The sequence below is a fragment of the Pseudomonas sp. C321 genome (assembly GCF_055407105.1).
In genome coordinates, this window is sequence record NZ_JBUZRB010000001.1 from 306,461 (window position 1) to 326,274 (window position 19,814).

General features: G+C 59.1%; 21 protein-coding genes. 10 read left to right on the plus strand and 11 right to left on the minus strand.

Translation table 11 applies throughout. The features are described 5' to 3' along the window. Positions 1-58 precede the first annotated feature (58 nt). The gene (locus tag ACZRJ6_RS01340; protein WP_133101827.1) at positions 59-955 is read left to right on the plus strand and encodes an EamA family transporter; all 897 of its coding nucleotides are present in this window, start codon (positions 59-61) and stop codon (positions 953-955) included. 31 nt (positions 956-986) lie between these two features. Here the strand turns inward: ACZRJ6_RS01340 and ACZRJ6_RS01345 are convergent, their stop codons facing one another. The 3 genes from ACZRJ6_RS01345 to cysK form a co-directional block, all read right to left on the minus strand. Beyond that, positions 987-1,847 (minus strand): DMT family transporter, encoded by an 861-nt coding sequence (locus tag ACZRJ6_RS01345; RefSeq protein WP_463970328.1) that lies wholly within the window; start codon positions 1,845-1,847, stop codon positions 987-989. 506 nt (positions 1,848-2,353) lie between these two features. Further along, entirely contained in the window at positions 2,354-3,292 is a 939-nt protein-coding gene (locus tag ACZRJ6_RS01350) for an aspartyl/asparaginyl beta-hydroxylase domain-containing protein (protein WP_463970329.1), read from the minus strand. 207 nt (positions 3,293-3,499) lie between these two features. Further along, positions 3,500-4,474, minus strand: a complete 975-nt coding sequence (gene cysK, locus ACZRJ6_RS01355) for a cysteine synthase A (RefSeq protein WP_463970330.1) — start codon at positions 4,472-4,474, stop codon at positions 3,500-3,502. A 125-nt stretch (positions 4,475-4,599) separates the two neighbouring features. On the opposite strand from cysK, the gene ACZRJ6_RS01360 reads away from it, so the two are divergent. The 3 genes from ACZRJ6_RS01360 to ACZRJ6_RS01370 all read left to right on the plus strand — a co-directional run bounded on the left by ACZRJ6_RS01360 (position 4,600) and on the right by ACZRJ6_RS01370 (position 7,861). Then, positions 4,600-5,676, plus strand: coding sequence for a DUF748 domain-containing protein (locus ACZRJ6_RS01360; RefSeq protein WP_463970331.1), 1,077 nt, complete (start codon positions 4,600-4,602; stop codon positions 5,674-5,676). Positions 5,677-5,818: 142 nt separating this feature from the next. Continuing rightward, on the plus strand, positions 5,819-6,664 hold the full coding sequence (locus tag ACZRJ6_RS01365) for an AAA family ATPase (protein ID WP_133101832.1): 846 nt from the start codon (positions 5,819-5,821) through the stop codon (positions 6,662-6,664). An 18-nt stretch (positions 6,665-6,682) separates the two neighbouring features. Then, positions 6,683-7,861 (plus strand): vWA domain-containing protein, encoded by a 1,179-nt coding sequence (locus tag ACZRJ6_RS01370; RefSeq protein WP_463970332.1) that lies wholly within the window; start codon positions 6,683-6,685, stop codon positions 7,859-7,861. Positions 7,862-7,888: 27 nt separating this feature from the next. On the opposite strand, the gene ACZRJ6_RS01375 is transcribed toward ACZRJ6_RS01370, so the two are convergent. From ACZRJ6_RS01375 to ACZRJ6_RS01385, 3 genes are read right to left on the minus strand one after another with little or no spacing between them, the layout of a single operon-like run. Then, positions 7,889-8,812 (minus strand): 5-oxoprolinase subunit C family protein, encoded by a 924-nt coding sequence (locus tag ACZRJ6_RS01375; protein WP_463970333.1) that lies wholly within the window; start codon positions 8,810-8,812, stop codon positions 7,889-7,891. Then, positions 8,809-9,513 (minus strand): 5-oxoprolinase subunit PxpB, encoded by a 705-nt coding sequence (pxpB, locus tag ACZRJ6_RS01380; protein WP_463970334.1) that lies wholly within the window; start codon positions 9,511-9,513, stop codon positions 8,809-8,811. The genes ACZRJ6_RS01375 and pxpB overlap by 4 nt, the downstream gene beginning before the upstream one ends. Beyond that, positions 9,510-10,253, minus strand: a complete 744-nt coding sequence (locus tag ACZRJ6_RS01385; RefSeq protein WP_463970335.1) for a 5-oxoprolinase subunit PxpA — start codon at positions 10,251-10,253, stop codon at positions 9,510-9,512. The genes pxpB and ACZRJ6_RS01385 overlap by 4 nt, the downstream gene beginning before the upstream one ends. A 178-nt stretch (positions 10,254-10,431) precedes the next feature. Here ACZRJ6_RS01385 and ACZRJ6_RS01390 point away from each other — a divergent pair, with 178 nt between their 5' ends. Beyond that, positions 10,432-11,361, plus strand: coding sequence for a LysR family transcriptional regulator (locus ACZRJ6_RS01390; protein ID WP_149412170.1), 930 nt, complete (start codon positions 10,432-10,434; stop codon positions 11,359-11,361). A 57-nt stretch (positions 11,362-11,418) separates the two neighbouring features. On the opposite strand, the gene ACZRJ6_RS01395 is transcribed toward ACZRJ6_RS01390, so the two are convergent. The 3 genes from ACZRJ6_RS01395 to ACZRJ6_RS01405 are packed head-to-tail and all read right to left on the minus strand — an operon-like array spanning position 11,419 to position 13,259. Next, a complete protein-coding gene (locus tag ACZRJ6_RS01395; RefSeq protein WP_133101838.1) occupies positions 11,419-11,961 on the minus strand; it encodes a DUF2937 family protein in 543 nt (180 codons plus the stop codon). 11 nt (positions 11,962-11,972) lie between these two features. Further along, positions 11,973-12,749, minus strand: coding sequence for a class II glutamine amidotransferase (locus ACZRJ6_RS01400; protein ID WP_003210683.1), 777 nt, complete (start codon positions 12,747-12,749; stop codon positions 11,973-11,975). 30 nt (positions 12,750-12,779) lie between these two features. Continuing rightward, positions 12,780-13,259, minus strand: a complete 480-nt coding sequence (locus ACZRJ6_RS01405) for an MFS transporter (protein WP_463970382.1) — start codon at positions 13,257-13,259, stop codon at positions 12,780-12,782. A 91-nt stretch (positions 13,260-13,350) separates the two neighbouring features. On the opposite strand from ACZRJ6_RS01405, the gene ACZRJ6_RS01410 reads away from it, so the two are divergent. Next, on the plus strand, positions 13,351-15,405 hold the full coding sequence (locus ACZRJ6_RS01410; RefSeq protein ID WP_463970336.1) for a S9 family peptidase: 2,055 nt from the start codon (positions 13,351-13,353) through the stop codon (positions 15,403-15,405). 91 nt (positions 15,406-15,496) lie between these two features. Here ACZRJ6_RS01410 and ACZRJ6_RS01415 read toward each other — a convergent pair whose 3' ends face one another. After that, positions 15,497-15,784 (minus strand): hypothetical protein, encoded by a 288-nt coding sequence (locus ACZRJ6_RS01415; RefSeq protein ID WP_463970337.1) that lies wholly within the window; start codon positions 15,782-15,784, stop codon positions 15,497-15,499. 78 nt (positions 15,785-15,862) lie between these two features. Here ACZRJ6_RS01415 and ACZRJ6_RS01420 point away from each other — a divergent pair, with 78 nt between their 5' ends. Continuing rightward, positions 15,863-16,549 (plus strand): spermidine synthase, encoded by a 687-nt coding sequence (locus tag ACZRJ6_RS01420; RefSeq protein WP_463970338.1) that lies wholly within the window; start codon positions 15,863-15,865, stop codon positions 16,547-16,549. A 33-nt stretch (positions 16,550-16,582) separates the two neighbouring features. On the opposite strand, the gene rarD is transcribed toward ACZRJ6_RS01420, so the two are convergent. Further along, the gene (rarD, locus tag ACZRJ6_RS01425; protein WP_463970339.1) at positions 16,583-17,467 is read right to left on the minus strand and encodes an EamA family transporter RarD; all 885 of its coding nucleotides are present in this window, start codon (positions 17,465-17,467) and stop codon (positions 16,583-16,585) included. Between the two features lie 907 nt (positions 17,468-18,374). Here rarD and ACZRJ6_RS01430 point away from each other — a divergent pair. From ACZRJ6_RS01430 to ACZRJ6_RS01440, 3 genes are all read left to right on the plus strand, one after another. Then, a complete protein-coding gene (locus tag ACZRJ6_RS01430) occupies positions 18,375-18,749 on the plus strand; it encodes a YajD family HNH nuclease (protein ID WP_133101846.1) in 375 nt (124 codons plus the stop codon). A 94-nt stretch (positions 18,750-18,843) separates the two neighbouring features. After that, positions 18,844-19,311, plus strand: a complete 468-nt coding sequence (locus ACZRJ6_RS01435) for an RNA methyltransferase (RefSeq protein ID WP_463970340.1) — start codon at positions 18,844-18,846, stop codon at positions 19,309-19,311. Between the two features lie 69 nt (positions 19,312-19,380). Further along, positions 19,381-19,728, plus strand: a complete 348-nt coding sequence (locus tag ACZRJ6_RS01440) for a YgaP family membrane protein (protein WP_463970341.1) — start codon at positions 19,381-19,383, stop codon at positions 19,726-19,728. Positions 19,729-19,814: the final 86 nt, after the last annotated feature.

The following is a 19,814-nucleotide window of genomic DNA, read 5'->3' on the forward strand; positions in this document are numbered from 1 at the left end:
GATTGTGTCAGGTAGGTCGGTAGGCAACACTCTCGGCCTTGTTAAAAAGGAGTTGTCCGTGAGACCTGTCGACACCCTGCACCTGCTGGTGCTGGCCGCCATCTGGGGCGCAAGCTTTCTGTTCATGCGGATTATCGCCCCGGAAATCGGCACGATTCCTACGGCATTCTTTCGCGTCTCGATTGCCGCCACCGGCCTGCTGGTGATCCTCGCCATGATGCGGGTGCGCTGGGATTTTCAAGGCAAGTTCAAGACCGTACTGTTGCTGGGAGTGATCAACTCGGGGATTCCCGCAACCATGTATTCAGTGGCCGCCCAGGTATTGCCGGCGGGTTACTCGGCAATCTTCAATGCAACCACGCCATTGATGGGCGTGTTGATTGGCGGGCTGTTTTTCAGCGAACGGCTGACACCGTCGAAGATTGCCGGGGTGTGCCTGGGTCTATTTGGCGTCGGCATCCTGACCCGCGCAGGACCGATGGCATTCGACATGGAACTGCTGATGGGCGCCCTCGCCTGCCTACTGGCGACCACCTGCTATGGGTTCGCAGGGTTTCTCGCCCGGCGCTGGCTGGATCAACAAGGAGGCCTGGACAGTCGCCTTTCCGCCCTGGGCAGCATGCTCGGCGCGACGCTGTTTCTGCTGCCATGGTTTGCCTACAGCGCTATCAGCCAGCCGCCAGCCAGTTGGGGTGGCTGGAACGTATGGCTGTCCTTGCTGGGATTGGGGCTGGTGTGTACGGCCTTTGCCTACATTCTGTACTTCCGTTTGCTGACCTCCATCGGGCCAGTGAAGTCCATGACTGTTACGTTCATGATTCCGCCATTCGGGGTGTTGTGGGGCGCGCTGTTGCTGGATGAACCGTTGTCCATGGCCCATCTGTATGGCGGGGTGTTGATTGCGGGGGCATTGTGGCTGGTGCTCAGGCCGGGGAAGTTGGCCAAGACGCTGTAGGGGCGAGATCAGTCGCCCCTTCAGCTACCGATCAGCTTTTACGGAACACAAACACCAACCCAACGATGATCAGCCCCATCCCCAGCAGACTCAACATCGCCAGCCGGTTGCCAAAGATCAGGTAGTCCATCACCGCCGTCACCGCCGGCACCAGGTAGAACAGGCTGGTGACATTCACCAGATTGCCCCTGGCGATCAGCCGGTAAAGCAGCAGCGTCGCCAGCAGCGAGACCACCAACCCCATCCACAACACTGGCCCATAAAAACCAACGTTGTGCTCGAAGTGGAAGGGCTGGAACGGCACAAACACCGAGCACAACAACAAACCTGCCAAGTACTGCACCGGCAGCGTACCCAATGGGTTATCGGTGATGCGTTTCTGCATGATGGAACCCAGGGTCATGCTCGCCAGGGCCAACAGGCCAAAGAGCATCCCTGCCAGGGACATGCCGGACAAACCGATGCCCTGGTAGACCACCATGATCAACCCCGCCAACCCCAGCGCCAGGCCGAACATCCGGCTCCAGGAGCGCTGGCGCTCCACCAGCACCACGGTCAGGATCGGCTGCACGCCCATGATGGTCGCCATGACGCCAGGGGTGACTTTCAGATCCAGAGCCAACAGATAGAAAATCTGATAGGCCCCCAACAACACCAGGCCGGTGGCAACCGCAAAACGCATCGCCTTGCCCGACTGTGGCAGCTTGAGCTTGAGGATCGGCACCAGGATCACCAGCCCCAGCAGGGCAATGGCAAAACGAATCAGTAGAAAGGCAAAGGGTGAAGCATGGGCCAGGCCCAGCTTGGAGAAAATCGCCCCACTGCTCCACAGCAGGACAAACAGGCTCGTCGAGGCCGCCGCGGCCACGGATTGTTTCGAAAGAACAGACATGGGTACCACCTGTGATCAGGCAAAAAGCCAACTCAGCAAAGGCTGAAATTCAGTAGTTTTTTTCAGGCGGGCGCGGGAGAGCAGCAGGTAGCTGATCAGCCCGAAATGCCAACGCCAGGCGGTGATACGATTGCGTACACCGGCGTGCTACCGACAGGTGGGGGATACTGGCCGATCTGCGCAGGCTGCTGATTCCCGCACGGCACGACCACAGCGTTGACCGCTGAATCGATTACCGCTATGCGCTGGGAAGCTGGCATGGGCTGATCTTTTTTGAAGGGGTGGAGGGTGCTGTGAAACACCGAGTGCCGACTATAACCATCCGGCGACATGCCTTGCAACGACTTCGCCAAAAGGCCAGTAAGGACAATGGGTGAAAGACGTCGCTTCCTCAATGCGACCATGACAGGAAGCATTAAAGAACCCAGCCTATTGGCTGGCTGCCCTGACAAATCAAAAGCATAAAAAACCGCTCATCCGAGCGGTTTTTTATGCCTGAAAAACACTCAACCAAACAACCAATACCCCAACGCCGTCAACACCACCACCGCCAGCACCGGACGCATGACACGGTAGGCCTTGGGATGGCGACGCTTCCACTGTTTGATCACACCACTGAAGCTGTCGCTGAAACGCTTGCTCCAGGCATAGGCCCGGTTGATCCCTCCAACGCGCTCATCGTCAAGATTCTGCGGAGCAGTGGCGCGACCCAGTTGGGCGCTGACCCAGCGGTTGATGCGCGTCATCAGTCGGCTGCTCAATGGCCGCTCGATGTCGCAGAACAGAATCACCCGGGTTTTCTCGGTTTCGTTCTTCACCCAGTGCACGTAGGTTTCGTCGAACATCACGTCTTCGCCGTCTCGCCAGGCGTAGATCTGGCCATCAACAAAGATGCGGCAATCGTCAGAGTTGGGCGTCGACAAGCCCAGGTGATAACGCAGGGAACCAGCAAACGGGTCCCGGTGCGGGTTGAGGTGGCTACCGCCAGGCAACAGGGCAAACATGGCGCCCTTGACGTTGGGGATGCTACTGACCAGGGCCACGGTTTTCGGGCAAAGCAACTCGGCCGATGGCAGCGGTTTGTCGTACCACTTGAGGTAGAAACGCTTCCAGCCTTTCTTGAAGAACGAGCCAAACCCAGCGTCGTTGTTCTTGTCGGCGGCGCGGATGTAGCCCTCGTCAAACAGGTGCATGGCCTCGTCGCGGATCACTTCCCAGTTGTCCTTGAGCACGTCCAGTTCCGGGAACTTGCTGCGATCCAGGTACGGCTTGGACGGCACACCGGAAAAGATGTACATCAAGGCGTTATACGGGGCGAACAGCGCCGAGTGGTTGACGAACTGACGCAACACCGGCAAACGTGCCTTCCCGCGCAAATGCACATAAAGCGTGCTGCCGATAAACAGCAGCAACACCGACAGCTTGGCGGCCAAAGAAAAGGTCATGCAGCAACTCCTGGAAATAGGCGTCTGGTCCACAGCCTCCCATTGACGGGAAACCAGACATAGCAGACGGCCATGATAAACACTCCAGGCCTTCGGAAAAACCCGCGCAATCCAACAATCAGTATTAAGGGGTGCGCGATAGCGATCAATTATGCATAAGGCACATCAAAACAGGGCTGACGCGGGTCAACCCTACTCATTAGCATCTCAAGCCTGGTTTTCCTGATCGGTAAACAAATCACTGAACAACATGCTCGACAGGTAACGCTCACCGGAGTCCGGCAGTATCACCACGATAGTCTTGCCCTGCATCTCCGGCTTCTCTGCCAGACGCACCGCCACCGCCATCGCCGCGCCACAGGAAATACCGCAAAGAATCCCCTCCTCCTGCATCAAGCGGCGGGCCATAACCTTGGACTCGTCGTCACTGACCAACTCAACCCGGTCCACCATCGACAGATCAAGATTCTTCGGCACGAAACCGGCGCCAATCCCCTGGATCTTGTGGGGGCTGGGTTTGATTTCTTCGCCAGCCAACGCCTGGGTAATCACCGGTGAACTGATCGGCTCCACGGCCACCGAAAGGATCGGTTTGCCCTGGGTCAGCTTGATGTAGCGGGAAATCCCGGTGATTGTGCCGCCGGTACCTACACCCGCCACCAACACATCAACAGCGCCATCGGTGTCGTTCCAGATTTCCGGGCCAGTGGTTTTCTCGTGGATTGCCGGGTTGGCCGGGTTTTCAAACTGGGCCGGCATAAAGTATTTGGCCGTATCGCTGGCAAGGATTTCGCCAGCCTTTTCGATGGCACCTTTCATGCCTTTGGCCGGCTCGGTCAGTACTAACTCGGCGCCGAGGGCCTTGAGTACCTTACGCCGCTCGATGCTCATGGAGGCCGGCATGGTCAGCAGCAACTTGTAGCCACGGGCAGCGGCGACAAACGCCAGGCCGATCCCGGTATTGCCCGACGTAGGCTCGACGATGGTCATGCCAGGCTTGAGTTTTCCGCTGCTTTCAGCATCCCAGATCATGTTGGCGCCGATCCGGCATTTCACCGAGTACCCAGGGTTACGCCCCTCGATCTTGGCCAGAATCGTCACGCCCCGAGGCGCGATGCGGTTGATCTGAACCAGGGGCGTGTTACCGATGGAGTGCGCGTTGTCTGCAAAAATGCGGCTCATGACGGGGTCCTTAAGGCGGCTTTTAGGAAGCCCCCAAGGGTATGCCTCGTGCTTCAAGGCGTCCAGTCAAGACGAACGTCCAGCGCCAGGCGCAGTCAACCACCTATACCGCTGGAGAACCCTCTATGAAACGTCGATACAGTTGGCCCATCTGGACCGTGGCCGGGCTTGTGCTGCTCCTGGTGGCACTGGATATCGTCCTGCCCTATCTGGTGCGCAATTACCTGAATGAAAAAATCGCCAACATGGGCGATTACCGTGGACAGGTGACCGATGTTGACCTGGCCTTGTGGCGCGGCGCCTACCGCATCAACGGCCTGCAGATCGTCAAGGTCGACGGCAAGGTACCGGTACCGTTCGTCAAGGCGCCGGTAATCGACCTGTCGGTGAGCTGGCATTCGCTGTGGTACGACCACGCGGTGGTGGCTGAGGTACAGTTCATCAAGCCGGAGCTCAACTTTGTCGACGGCGGCGCCAACAAACAGGCTTCCCAGACAGGTCAAGGCACTGACTGGCGGGCGCAACTGGGAAAACTGTTGCCCATCACCCTCAACGAGGTGCGCATCAACGACGGGCAAATTTCCTTCCATAATTTCAATTCCAAGCCTCCGGTCAAAATGGACGCCACCCAAGTCAACGCCAGTTTCTACAACCTGACCAACGTGGTTGACGTCAGAGGCCAGCGCGACGCCCGCTTCGACGGCAAGGCCCTGCTGCTGGGGCATGCGCCGCTCGAAGCCACGGCTACCTTCGACCCGCTAAGCAATTTCGAAGACTTCGAATTCCGCCTTCGGGCCCGAGACATCCAACTCAAACGCATGAATGATTTCGCCTCGGCCTATGGCAGATTCGACTTCAGCTCAGGCACCGGCGATGTGGTGATCGAAGCCCAGGCCAAAAAAGGCCAGTTGAGCGGCTATATAAAACCATTGCTGCGGGATGTCGAAGTATTCAACTGGCAACAGGACGTGGAAAACAAAGACAAGGGCTTCTTCCGTTCGATCTGGGAAGCGCTGGTCGGCGTCAGTGAGACAGTGCTGAAAAACCAAGGCAAGAACCAGTTCGCCACCCGCGTTGAGCTAAATGGCAGCGTCCACCAGCAAGATATCAGCGCGTTCCAGGCGTTTTTGCAGATTTTACGCAACGGCTTTATCCAGGCCTTTAACGCTCGCTATGAACAGCCCAAACCCAGCGCGGACTAAGTCAGGATGTGACGCTCCATTCAGAGACTGAATAGCCCGTCTGCGTTCACAGTCGCCGGGGCTGCGCGGTATAGTCGCAGCCATGCTGAATACTTGGCTGGCCGGCCCGGAGCCGCTCGGCGTCACGTTCGAGGATTGATAGATGAAGTTCGAAGGCACCCAGGCCTACGTTGCCACCGATGACCTGAAACTGGCCGTCAACGCCGCCATCACGCTGGAACGTCCCTTGCTGGTCAAGGGCGAACCCGGCACCGGCAAGACCATGCTCGCCGAGCAATTGGCCGAGTCCTTCGGCGCCCGGCTGATCACCTGGCACATCAAATCCACCACCAAGGCCCACCAGGGCCTGTACGAGTACGATGCGGTCAGCCGCCTGCGGGACTCGCAACTGGGTGTGGACAAGGTTCACGACGTACGCAACTACCTGAAAAAGGGCAAGCTCTGGGAAGCGTTCGAGTCCGAGGAGCGGGTAATTCTGCTGATCGATGAAATCGACAAGGCCGACATCGAGTTCCCCAACGACCTACTGCAAGAACTCGACAAGATGGAGTTCTACGTCTACGAGATCGACGAGACCATCAAGGCCAAGAAACGCCCGATCATCATCATTACCTCCAACAACGAGAAAGAGCTGCCGGACGCCTTCCTGCGTCGCTGCTTCTTCCACTACATCGCCTTCCCGGACCGCATCACCCTGCAAAAAATCGTCGACGTGCACTACCCCAACATCAAAAAAGACCTGGTCAGCGAAGCGTTGGACGTGTTCTTCGACGTGCGCAAGGTGCCGGGCCTGAAGAAGAAGCCCTCCACCTCCGAACTGGTGGACTGGCTGAAACTGCTGATGGCCGACAACATCGGCGAAGCGGTACTGCGCGAGCGCGATCCGACCAAGGCCATCCCGCCCCTGGCCGGCGCCCTGGTGAAGAACGAGCAGGACGTGCAACTGCTTGAGCGCCTGGCGTTCATGAGCCGTCGCGGCAATCGCTGATCATCCGAGGCGATCGCCATGTTGCTCAACCTGTTCAATGAAATGCGTGCAGCCAAGGTGCCGGTGTCGGTGCGCGAGCTGCTGGACCTGATCAACGCCCTGAAACAGCGGGTGACCTTCGCCGACATGGACGAGTTTTACTACTTGTCCCGGGCGATCCTGGTGAAGGACGAACGGCATTTCGACAAATTCGACCGGGCTTTCGGTGCCTACTTCAATGGCCTGGAGAAACTCGACGACCACCTGCAGGCGCTGATTCCCGAGGACTGGCTGCGCAAGGAGTTCGAACGTTCTCTGAGCGATGAAGAACGGGCGCAGATCCAGTCCCTGGGAGGCCTGGACAAGCTGATCGAAGAGTTCAAGAAACGCCTGGAAGAACAAAAGGAACGCCATGCCGGCGGCAACAAGTGGATCGGCACCGGCGGCACCAGCCCGTTCGGCTCCGGCGGTTTCAACCCCGAAGGCATTCGCGTCGGCGATGCCGGCAAGCGCCAGGGCAAGGCGGTCAAGGTCTGGGATCAGCGCGAGTACAAGAACCTCGATGACTCGGTGGAACTGGGCACCCGCAACATCAAGATCGCCCTGCGTCGCCTGCGCAAGTTTGCCCGCCAAGGCGCTGCGGAAGAGTTGGATATCGACGGCACCATCGACCACACCGCCCGCGATGCCGGGCTGCTGAATATTCAGATGCGCCCGGAACGGCGCAACACCATCAAGCTGCTGTTGCTGTTCGATATCGGCGGTTCGATGGACGCCCACGTGAAGATCTGCGAAGAGCTGTTCTCGGCCTGCAAGACCGAGTTCAAGCACCTGGAGTATTTCTACTTCCATAACTTCATTTATGAATCGGTGTGGAAGAACAACCTGCGTCGGGGTTCAGAACGCACCTCGACCCAGGACTTGCTGAACAAGTATGGCGCCGACTACAAAGTGATCTTCATCGGCGATGCATCCATGGCGCCCTATGAAGTTACCCAGGCCGGCGGCAGCGTCGAGCACTGGAACGAGGAGCCGGGGTATGTGTGGATGCAGCGCTTCATGGCGAAGTACAAGAAGCTGATCTGGATTAATCCGTATCCCAAAGACACCTGGGGTTATACGGCTTCGACCAATATCGTTCGGGATTTGATCGAGGACCAGATGTATCCGCTGACCTTGCGCGGGCTGGAAGAAGGGATGCGGTTTTTGTCTAAATGATCGTTCCCACGCATAGCGTGGGAATGATCAATTCCGAGCAAGCCGCTGCAAATACTCGACCTGCTGCCGATGCGCCGTCTCCTGCACCACCGGCGCCAGTCTCACCTTCTCACCCGGTAAACACTGCGCCAGGCGTGCCAGCGCCAACGGCGTCAACGCCCCCAATCGCGGATAGCCACCAATGGTCTGCCGGTCATTGAGCAACACGATCGGCTGGCCGTCTGGCGGTACCTGGATCGCCCCCAGCGGGATGCCCTCCGAGATCAACGACGGGCCTTGATACTGCAACGGCGTACCGAGTAAACGCATACCCATGCGATCAGCACGGCTATCGAGGGTCCAGTCGGTGTTAAATGCGTCGAACAGGCTCTGGCCACTGAACTGGCCTATCTGCGCACCGAGGATCACGTCCAGCGGCGCCCTGGATTGAAGGTTCGGCTGCTGGTCGCAGGACAACGACCGCACAGTGCCTCCCGTCCCGGAATAGGCCAGGTACGCACCTTCGGCCAAGGCTCGACCAAAGCCATCCAACCCGCCCAGTTCTTCGCGAACCACACTGGCACAACTGCCCAGCACCTTCGGCGCATCAAATCCGCCCGGTGCCGCCAGGTAAGCTCGCGCACCACTGAAGGGCTGGGTAAAGCGTAATCGCTGGCCCTTCTGCAGAATAAAGCTGCGTCCAGGGCTCACCGGACGCTCATCTACATAAGCCCCCAGGTCCGCACCGGCCAACGCCAACAGGCAGTAATCCTCTGCCAGCACGGTAAACCCGCCCAACGTCACTTCCACCACCGGCGCATCCAATGGGTTGCCCAGCAGCCAGTTGGCCCACGACATCGACACCCAATCCAACGCGCCGCCCTGGGTCACGCCCAAATGCCTGACACCAAAGCGCCCGGCGTCCTGCAACAGGCACAGCGGAGTGCCAGCCTCAATCAACAAGCGGCTCATGCCTGCGCCTCCAACGGCGTGTCATCGCCACCCTGGTTGATGAACTCGGCATGGCTGACGGCCTCGAAACGGACGGTATCCCCCGGCTGCATCAGGCTGTAACCGTCGCGCTCGCGGTCGAACAGTTTGGCCGGGGTGCGGCCGATCAGGTTCCAGCCACCCGGTGAAACCACCGGGTAGGCGGCGGTTTGTCGCTCGGCGATACCGACACTGCCAGCCGCCACCCGTTTGCGCGGGGTGTTCAGCCGTGGCGCCGCGAGTATTTCGTCCACCAATCCCATAAAGGCAAAACCGGGAGCAAAGCCTAGGGCGAACACCTGGTACTCATGCTGGCTGTGACGACGAATCACCTCTTCCACCGCCAGACCGCTGCGCTGGGCCAGTAACGTCAGTTCCGGACCGACACTCAGGTCGTACCAGACCGGCAACACATGGCACTGCCCGCTGCCCTTGGGTTCAGGCTGCAAGCCGGCCAATGCGTGGGAGATCAGCTCGCGCGCCTGGGCCGGGGTTAATTCGGTCAGGTCGTAATGCACCATCAACGTCGTGTAGGACGGTACCAGATCCACCAAAGCCGCCCCAAAACCTTCCCGCAAGCGGCGCGTGGCGGCGAGCATCCAGGGCATGTTGTCTTCGGCAATCGAGTCAAACAGGCGCACCATCAGGCAGTCGATGGCAACCACTTCAATACGCAATTTCATCGCGGTTTCAACGCCTCGCGGATGCGCTGGACCGCCGCCACCGAACTGGCGTTATCACCGTGCACACACAGGGTGTTGGCGTGCAGGTGCAAGGCGCTGCCGTCGCTGGCCACAAGCGTTTGGCCACGGGCGATGATCAACGCCTGCTCGATGATTTTTTCAGGGGCGTGATGCACCGCCCCCGGCAGTTGGCGCGAGACCAGGTGCCCGGCGTTGTCGTAGGCGCGGTCGGCGAAGGCTTCAAACCAAAGGGTCACGCCATACTCATCGCCCAAGGCCTGGGCCGCGCTGTTGTCACGGGTGGCCATCAGCATCAGCGGCAAGCTCGCGTCGTACGCCGCCACGGCCTGGATCACCGCACGCAGTTGGGCCGGCTTGGCCATCATGTCGTTGTACATCGCGCCATGGGGTTTGACGTAGCTGACCCGACCACCCTGAGCCCGGCAAATACCGTCGAGGGCGCCGATCTGGTAATGCAGCAGGTCCTGGATTTCCTGGGGGGTGTAGGCCATGGAGCGACGACCGAAACCTGCCAGGTCCTGGTACGCCGGGTGCGCGCCGATTTGCACGCCATGCTCAAGCGCCAGGCTGACGGTCTTGCGCATGATGCTCGGGTCCCCGGCGTGAAAGCCGCAGGCAACGTTGGCACAATCGATGAACGGCATGACCTCGGCATCCAGACCCAAGGTCCAGTTGCCAAAGCTTTCGCCGATGTCGCAGTTCAATAGCAGGCGGCTCACGGTGAGGACTCCTGTAGGCTTTATTATTTTGTAGTGTGGGATCTTTTACCAAGATCTCGCAACGCTGTTGTCCTGAGCCCCTACGACGCTTATCGTGAGACGGCTCGATTTTTGGCGTTTGCCCTGCACTGCGTCCAACTAATAAAAACCGATCCATGCATAAGAAAAAGTTGATCCCATGAATTTGAAGTTCCTCGAAACCTTCGTCTGGGTGGCCCGGCTCAAGAGTTTTCGCCTCACCGCCGAGAAGCTCTTCACCACCCAGGCCTCGATTTCCAGCCGCATTGCCGTCCTGGAAAGCGAACTGGGGGTGAAGCTGTTCCTGCGCGATTCACGAGGCGTGAGCCTAACCCCTGAAGGCTTGAAGGTGCTCGATTATGCCGAGCAAATGATGGTCACCATGCAAGGCCTCAAGCAGTCTTTGGAAACCACCAGCAGCAAGGTCGGACGTATCCGCATCGGGGTGATGGACACGGTAATCCACACCTGGCTAAGCCCGCTGATGACGGAGTTGATGGAGCATTTTCCGCTGGTGGAAATCGAGCTGGTGGCCGATACCGCGCTGAACCTCTGCGATCAGCTGCAAAAAGGCTTTCTCGACCTGATCCTGCAAACCGACCTGTTGCGCCAGGAAACCCTGCGCAGCCTGGAGCTGGCCAGCCATCCCATGGGCTGGATCGTCGCCAGTCACTCAATCTACAACCGCGAGTACGCGTCCCTCGCCGAACTGGCCCAGGAACGGATCATCACCTATTCGAAAAACTCCCATCCCCACCAGGACGTGCTCAGCCTGATGCAGGCCAACGGCGTGGCCGCGCCGCGGATGAACTGTGTGAACTCGGTGTCGGCCATCACCCGCTTGTTGCGGGACGGCTTCGGTATTGGCGCCTTGCCACCGGTACTGGTCAGCGAAGAACTGGCGCGAGGGGAATTGGTCATGCTACCGATGGCGCAACGCCCGCCGAACTTGCAGGTGGTGGTGTCGTGGCGGGTCGGCGTGGAGCTGGTGGATGAGATGGTTGCGCTGTGCCAGACCGTGGCGGGGCGGTATGCGCAGAAGGTTGGAGAAGAATTGATGGTACTCAGCAAGCCTTCGACCGGCGCATAACCGTTGATCGTTCCCACGCAGAGCGTGGGAGTGATCAGAGATCGAGCGACGTCCGTCTTATAATCCCTTCAAATTCCGCTCTTCAATCGGCCGGCTCTGGCGCAGGCGCTTGCCGCCGAGCACCACCCAGTCGATCAGGCGAAACAGGCATTCCAGGCCAAACGACAGCAGCATCGCCCCGCCCAGGCCCCAGCCCATGGCTTCGGGGGTCAGGAGGATCTGGTAGCTGTAGCCATCCCAGGTTTCCCGACGAATATCCGGGTCGGCGGCCACCGCCACTTGCAGGACGCGGATGTACCAGGGCCCTTGCATCGCCTGGAACTGCTTGTCCAACGCCAACTGGCGGTCGAGCAAGGTGCCGAGGCTGTTGGCATCGCTGCGAAACACCGGGTCGTCACTGGCGCGGTAATGGGCCACCAGGGCCTGCAAGTCGCCCTTGAAGAACTGTTGCGCGGTGCTTTCAAAACCGCGCAAGCCCGTCTGGGCCTCGATCAAATGGGCTTCCACCCGCTTGGCGTAGTCGCTGACAAACCCAGGCACTTGCACACCGACCAACAGGCCAATGGCGAACAGCACCAGTCGCAGATAGCTGAGCAACATAATCGACGTCCTTACTCGGTTTTACCTTGGCTGACGCATTCGCCGCGCCGCCACAGGCTCCACTGGCCCGGTTCATAGCGGGTCCAGGTCTCGTTTTCGGTCAAGGGTTCGGTGGCAATCACCGTCACCACGTCATTGGGGGTAGTTTCGGCCTGAAAATCGACGATCACATCGACATCTTTCAACCGCGCAGGACCAAAGGGCGCGCGACGGGTGATCTGCGCCAGTTTGGTCGAGCAATAGCAAAACAGCCAGTCACCGTCACTGAGCAGGCAGTTGAACACGCCTTTGCTGCGGTATTCGCTGCACGCCGCGATCAAGTCCGGCAGCACCTGTTCGATGTCCACCGGCTCAGGAAAGGCCTCACGTACACGGTTGAGCAAATCGCAAAACGCCGCTTCGCTGTCGGTATCGCCGACTGGACGGTAGAAAGTGGCGCGGGGATTAAAGTCCGCCAGTTGCCCGTTATGGGCGAAGCACCAGTTGCGGCCCCATAGTTCACGGACAAACGGATGGGTATTGGACAGGCACACCTTGCCGACATTGGCCTGACGGATATGGCCAATCACCACTTCACTCTTGATGGGGTAACGCTGCACCAGCAAGGCCACTTCCGACTCGCTGCTGGCGGCGGGGTCCTGGAACAAACGCAGGCCACGGCCTTCGTAGAAGGCGATGCCCCAACCGTCGCGGTGGGGCCCGGTACGCCCGCCCCGCTGCATCAGCCCGGTGAAGCTGAAGACAATATCGGTCGGTACGTTGGCACTCATGCCCAATAATTCACACATGCCAGGATTCTCGATGCAGGGCAGACGACGTTAAAGACGCGGTTCAACCCGCATACCGCTGACCGGGGCAGCCGGACGACCATAACGATCGCCACCGAAAGGCTCATCGTCCTCGGGTTCGGCCGCCACCTGGGCCGCCACAGCAGCCTTCTGCTCAAGACGGGCCTTGGCGGCACGCTCGATGGGCCAGCGGATCAGCACAAACACTAGGTACACGGCGAAGGCAATCATCATGTACATGAACAAATCGGAGATCGCTCGCCAGGCGTTGTTGCCGACCTTGAGCAACAGGTCCAGGGCGGTGATGGCCACGGCCGGGGCAAACTGCTCCTTGACCGGGTCGACAATGGTCGGGCTTAACAGCAGCACTACCATCAGCAACCGCAACGGTTCGCGCAACCAGCGCCAGATCCAGCGGGTCATGCGAAACCACACCAGCAGGCAGCCCAAAGCGGCGAAGGCGTAGAGGCCCCAAGCGGTCAGATAGTCGTTCTCGGTCATGGTGTCCATGGCAAGGTAGGCAAACAGGCCGGTATGATAACGGCTTTTCAGCGCTGCGGCTGCAACCGCCGTCGGCCAACCGCCTGACAGAGAGTGATCCATGCCCCCATCGACCCACGTCACTGCCGCCCCGATCGCCCGCAAGGCCCCAGGCGCCGACCCGTACGCCTGGTTGCAGGAACGCGACAGCGTCGAGGTGCTCGATTACCTGAAAGCCGAGAATGCCTGGCAACAGGCGCAACTGGCCGATCAGCACGACTTGCGCGAAACCCTGTTTGAAGAGATCAAGGGCCGGATCCTCGAAACCGACCTGTCCCTACCCTCGCCCTGGGGCCCGTACCTGTATTACACGCGCACTACGGCCGGCGACGAATACGCCCGCCACTACCGCTGCCCGCGCCCTGCCGATGACAGCCAGAAGGTGGATGAAAGCGCCGAAGAACTGCTGCTCGACCCGAACGTACTGGCCAATGGCGGCTTCTTCTCCCTCGGGGCCTTTAGCATCAGCCCGGATCACCAGCGCCTGGCCTACAGCCTGGATACCAGCGGCGAAGAGATTTACACCCTGTACGTGAAGGAATTGGCCACCGACAAGGTCAGCGAACTGGCGTTCGAAGACTGCGACGGCAGCATGACCTGGGCCAACGACAGCCTGACGCTGTTTTTCGGTGAGCTGGACGACACCCACCGCCCGCACAAGCTGTATCGCTATCGCCTGGACGGCACCGCCGCCGAAGAAGTGTTCCATGAGCCAGACGGACGTTTCTTCATGCACTGCTACCGATCCAGCTCCGAACGGCAACTGCTGCTGTCTTTGGGCAGCAAGACCACCAGCGAAGTCTGGGCCCTGGACGCCAACCAGCCACAGCAGGCTTTTACCTGCCTGGCGCCACGGGTCGAAGGCCATGAGTACGACGTCGACCACGGCAAACTCGATGAGCAGTGGACCTGGTTTATTCGCAGCAACCGCGACGGCATCAACTTCGCCCTGTTCCAGGCCGCCGACAACGCCAGCGTGCCGACCCAGGACGACTGGCAGAACCTGATCCCCCACAGCGACACGGTGATGATCGACGGTTTGAGCCTCAATGCCAAAGCCATGACCTTGAGCCTGCGCATCGGCGGCCTGCCGATCATCGAAGTACATCCCCAGGGCCTGCCCGCCTACCGCGTGAAACTGCCGGACGCGGCCTACAGCCTGTACGTGCAAAACAGCCTGGAATTTGTCAGCGACAAGATCCGCCTGCGCTATGAGGCGTTAAACCGTCCCGCCCAGGTTCGTCAGTTGGCGTTGGCCACGGGCACGCAGCAGGTGCTCAAGGAAACTCCGGTACTGGGCGCGTTCAATGCCGACGACTACGTCAGCAAACGGCTGTGGGCAACGTCGGCCGATGGCACCCAGGTGCCTATTAGCCTTGTGGTCAAACGCGACCAATTGGGTCAGCCGACGCCACTGTATCTGTACGGCTATGGCGCCTACGGCGAAAGCCTCGACCCGTGGTTCTCCCATGCACGCCTGAGTCTATTGGACCGAGGCGTGGCCTTCGCCATCGCCCACGTACGCGGCGGCGGTGAGTTGGGGGAAGCCTGGTACCGCGCCGGCAAGCAGGAACACAAGCAGAACACCTTCAGCGACTTTATCGCCTGCGCCGAACACCTGATCGCCCAAGGCCTGACCACCTCCAAACAACTGGCCATCAGCGGCGGCAGTGCTGGCGGCCTGTTGATCGGCGCGGTGCTCAATCAGCGCCCGGAGCTGTTCCAGGCGGCGATTGCCGAAGTGCCATTTGTCGATGTGCTTAACACCATGCTCGACCCAGAGCTGCCGTTGACCGTCACCGAATACGACGAATGGGGTAATCCTCAGGAGCCCGAGGTGTACGAACGCATCAAGGCCTACGCGCCTTACGAAAACGTCAGCGCCCAGGCGTACCCGGCGACCCTGGTGATCGCCGGCTACAACGACAGCCGCGTGCAGTACTGGGAAGCCGCCAAATGGGTGGCCAAGCTGCGCGCCACCAAGACCGACGACAACCTGCTGTTGCTCAAGACCGAACTGGGCGCCGGCCACGGCGGCATGAGCGGTCGTTACCAGGGATTACGTGACGTAGCACTCGAATATGGATTTGTGTTCAAGGTGCTGGGGCTGGTTTAAGGAACGCCAACCGGCGGTCGTGCCTGAACACATGACCGCCAGGCGCGAACGTCCTGCGTATAGCCGACGGGCAACTGTTGCCGCAACAGCTCTAGCCGCCGGGCGTCTTGGGTTTGCTGTCGTTCTGCTGCAAGCCTGGGAGCGCCTGATCCTTGGGCGGCGTAGGCAATATGATCGGTACCAAGGGCGGCGCACCGGTGCCGACAGCTTTTGGCGTGGTCGGCGGGGTGACTTGCGGATAAGGTGTGGGCGTTGCAGTGCCCGGCGAACCCGTGGTGGACGCGGGGGTGTTCGGCACGGCTTGCAACTCCTGAGCATGGGCGGTACTGCCAAGGGCGAGCGCGCTCCCTACAATGACCGTTAGAATGCTGCACTTCATCGATGGCTCCATGGCCTGACGGTAATGCCGTAAGGCTACTCCCAACCGCGCAAGAATGCCCTTCCCAATGAGATTTCCATGAAACGTTTCGTTCTGCTGGACACCACCCCGATTCCCGATAATGGCGGTGCCTTGTGCCTGTTCGAATATGGCGAGGATTTTGTCATCAAGATCCAGGGCGGTGACGGCGGACAACTGATGAACACCCGCATGCACGGCTCCGAAGATGCCCTGGCGGAGATTCCCTGCCGCAAGGTCGCCGGTCGTCCCGATTCGCGGGTATTGATTGGCGGCCTGGGCATGGGCTTTACCCTGGCCTCGGCGCTCAAGCATTTGGGCAAGACCGCCGAAGTAGTGGTCGCTGAATTGGTGCCAGGCGTGGTTGAGTGGAATCGTGGGCCGCTGGGAGAAAAGTCCGGACGACCGCTGCTGGACCCGCGCACGGTGATCCGCATGGAAGACGTGGCCAAGGTGCTGCAGGCCGAGCCCCAGGGCTTCGACGCGATCATGCTGGATGTCGACAACGGCCCCGAAGGCCTGACGCAAAAAGCCAACAGCTGGCTGTATTCGACTGGCGGCCTCAGCGCCTGCGCCAAGGCCCTGCGCCCCAAGGGCGTGCTGGCCGTATGGTCAGCCAGCGCCGATAAGCAGTTCAGCGAGAAACTGCGCAAGGCCGGCTTCAAGGCAGAGGAAGTTCAAGTGTTTGCCCATGGCAACAAGGGCACCCGGCACACCATCTGGATTGCCGAAAAACTCAAGGGCTGAAATAGCCCCTGAATTCACTGCGCGGGTCATGGGTCAAATCGACCGGCGCAATCGATTCAAATGCCTCAAGCCTTCCAGCACCAACACCAACACCGCCAGCCAGATTGGCAGATAGGTCATCCATTGGCCCGGCTTGAGGCTGTCCCCCAGCATCAACGACACCGCCACCAACAGCACTGGCTCAGCGTAACTGAGCAAACCGAACAGGCTGAACGGCAACAGGCGACTGGCCATGATGTAGGAATAACCCGCCGCCGCGCTGACCAATCCCATAAGCGGTACCAGCCAATAGAGCGCTGGGCGCTGCGCCAAGATCTCGCTGATTGACCCAGCGCCAAGGACGAACCATAGCGCCACAGGAATCATCAGCATCATGTCCAGCCATAATCCTCCCAGGTTATCGGTGCCACAGCGCCGGCGCAGTACGAAATACAGCGGATAGCCGACGCACACCACCAGCGTCGTCCAGGAGAACCCACCCGTGCGGTACAACTCATTGGCCACACCCACCGCGGCTAACGCGGCGGCAACCTTTTGCAAGTAGGAAAGGCGTTCGCCGTAAACGATACGACCCGTGATGACCATAGTCAGCGGTAACAGAAAATAACCCAGCGAAACATCCAGACCATGGCCATTGAGCGGCGCCCACATGAAAATCCATAACTGGACACCGACCAACGCACTGGTCAGCACGACGCAAGGCAGCAAGGCCGGCCTATCGCGCAAGCGCTTGTAGATCAGCGGGACCCACTTCCAGTCTCCAGAGAGACAGAGCAGCAGTGTCATGAAGGGCAACGAAATAAGCATTCGCCAGCCAAATATTTGCTGGCCATTCAATGGTTCAAGAAGGGAGGTAAAAAAATACAGCACGCCGAACAGGAAGGAGGCGGAAACCGCCAAAACAACACCTTTAGACACAACAGCCTCGACAAACAAGCACAGTTATTTAATTGAAGCAGGAAGCTGCACTCACACAGTGTGAATGTTAGTGGGATGAGCATCAGGTATTTATTAACAGGCATCCATAGTTTTATAACTAACACACAGGATTAACCCTGAACTGTTCAGCAATAATAATTGGGTGCCTCGTCTGTTTTTTATTGTTTGCACGACGATCATCAGACACTTCAACTAGCCCGACTTCGGTCATTGGAAGCAGTGTACTCTGGACGAGCACCTCTGATTTGAAACGCCACAGCCTCACCCTCATAGGGTTGACGCTGGGATGGGAAACCCGATTCCACGGGGAACAGCCTGTTACAGGTCGGGGTGAACAGTCTTCAGGGGAGCCCTGATACGTTCACCGGCCACTCGTGTTCTTCATGACCTTGCCAGGTCATATTCTCCGAGAGACCCGTCTCGGAACGAATGAACGTTTTAACACCTGACGTCACCACAGACCAAACTAACGGCAGTGGGCCAGAAGGCGCCACACTAAAGACTTCGAGTAAGTTAGTCCAATAATTTCTGGTATTTAATTTGTCCCACGTAAAGTGAAACACCCAAATGTATTTAATACGATATCTGCTCAGCCATTACTGTATATTTAGCCGCTATACGCCCAGCCGATAGTCGCAAAAGTTACTCTTTACCGTCGCCCTGCAGGAGCGACCCCAGGCCACAGCCAGTTACCCCAATAAAACTCCAGAAACTCCGAGGCCAATGCAGACGCATGAGCGCGAATCCTTATGAGTTCAGTATCGCCGATACTACAAACAATTCCCGCCGGCAGCCTGCACCTCAGCTGAAAAAAGCCAGGGGCTTATTACCCCATGAGCGGCTAGAATCAACGCCATCCGTGATCCACTAAAAGACAGGAGCCATGATGAGCTCGACCAACCCGCCCTCCCACACCGCCAAGCTGGACCGCATCCTTGCCGATGCCCAGCGCGACCGGGAAATGGGCTACCGCGACAAAGCCTTGAAGATGTACCCCCACGTGTGCGGCCGCTGCGCCCGTGAATTCGCCGGCAAGCGCCTGAGCGAACTGACCGTGCACCACCGCAACCACAACCATGACGACAACCCCCAGGACGGCTCCAACTGGGAGTTGCTGTGCCTGTACTGCCATGACAATGAACACTCGCGTTATACCGACCAGCAGTATTTCAGCGAAGGCTCAACCAGCAGCCCGACCATTGCCAAGGCGACGCACAACCCATTTGCGGCGTTGGCGGGGTTGATGAAGAAGGACAGCTAAAAACCGCAAGCTTCAAGCTGCAAGTTCAAACCGTGCTCTTGAAGCTTGAAGCTTGCCGCTATACTGCTGTCTTTTTTCGAAGGCACCCTCTCCCGTGGCCAACAAACGCTACAGCTGCATCGGTCTGTACAACCCCAAGTCACCCGAGAACGTCGGTTCGGTGATGCGCGCCGCCGGCTGTTATGGTGTGGCGTCGGTGTTCTACACCGGCAAGCGTTACGAAAGGGCCAGGGACTTCATTACCGACACCAAGAAGGTCCACCAGGATATTCCGCTGATCGGTATCGACGACCTGAAAAAAATCTTGCCCCTGGGCTGCATCCCGGTCGCCGTTGAACTGGTGGACGGTGCCCGCCCCCTCCCCGAATACACTCACCCCGACCGCGCGCTGTACATCTTCGGCCCGGAAGACGGCTCCCTGGACAAGGACATCCGCGACTGGTGTGAAGACGTGATCTACATCCCGACCACCGGTTGCATGAACCTCGCCGCCACGGTCAACGTGGTGCTCTACGACCGTCTGGCCAAGGGCAACAACACCCGCTCGGGGCCTAAATACTGATTTTTTGGGAACATCTTCGGTCTGCGTGCAGTCAGCTGCATATCAATGACCCCTTGTTGGAGACAGACCATGAGCGACAGCAAAACCCTGCGACCTATCATCGAATCCACACCGTTCCAGACCCAGCCCACGCAAAACGTCCAGGGCTGGGAGCGGATTGGCTCACTGGCTGGCGGTGTGGTGCTGATGGGCAAAGGCCTTCGCCGTGGCGGCTTTTTTGGTTTGATTCAAGTGGCGATTGGCGGCGTAGCGCTGGTCCGTGGGATCAGCGGTCATAGCTCGGCCAAAGCGCTGCTGGAGAAGAGTCGTCAGGAGATGAACACCGTGCGCACGAAGATCGAACGAGCCGGTGAAGAACTGAAAAACCTCAAGACCCAGGCTGAAATTGCTGCCAGCAAAGACACAAAAACCACGTAGCCGTTGTCGAGCCCCAGCGAGGCTACGCTGGCCGCACCACTGCCATCAGCTTCTGACGCAGCCTCGCTAAAGCTCGACAGCTGCTA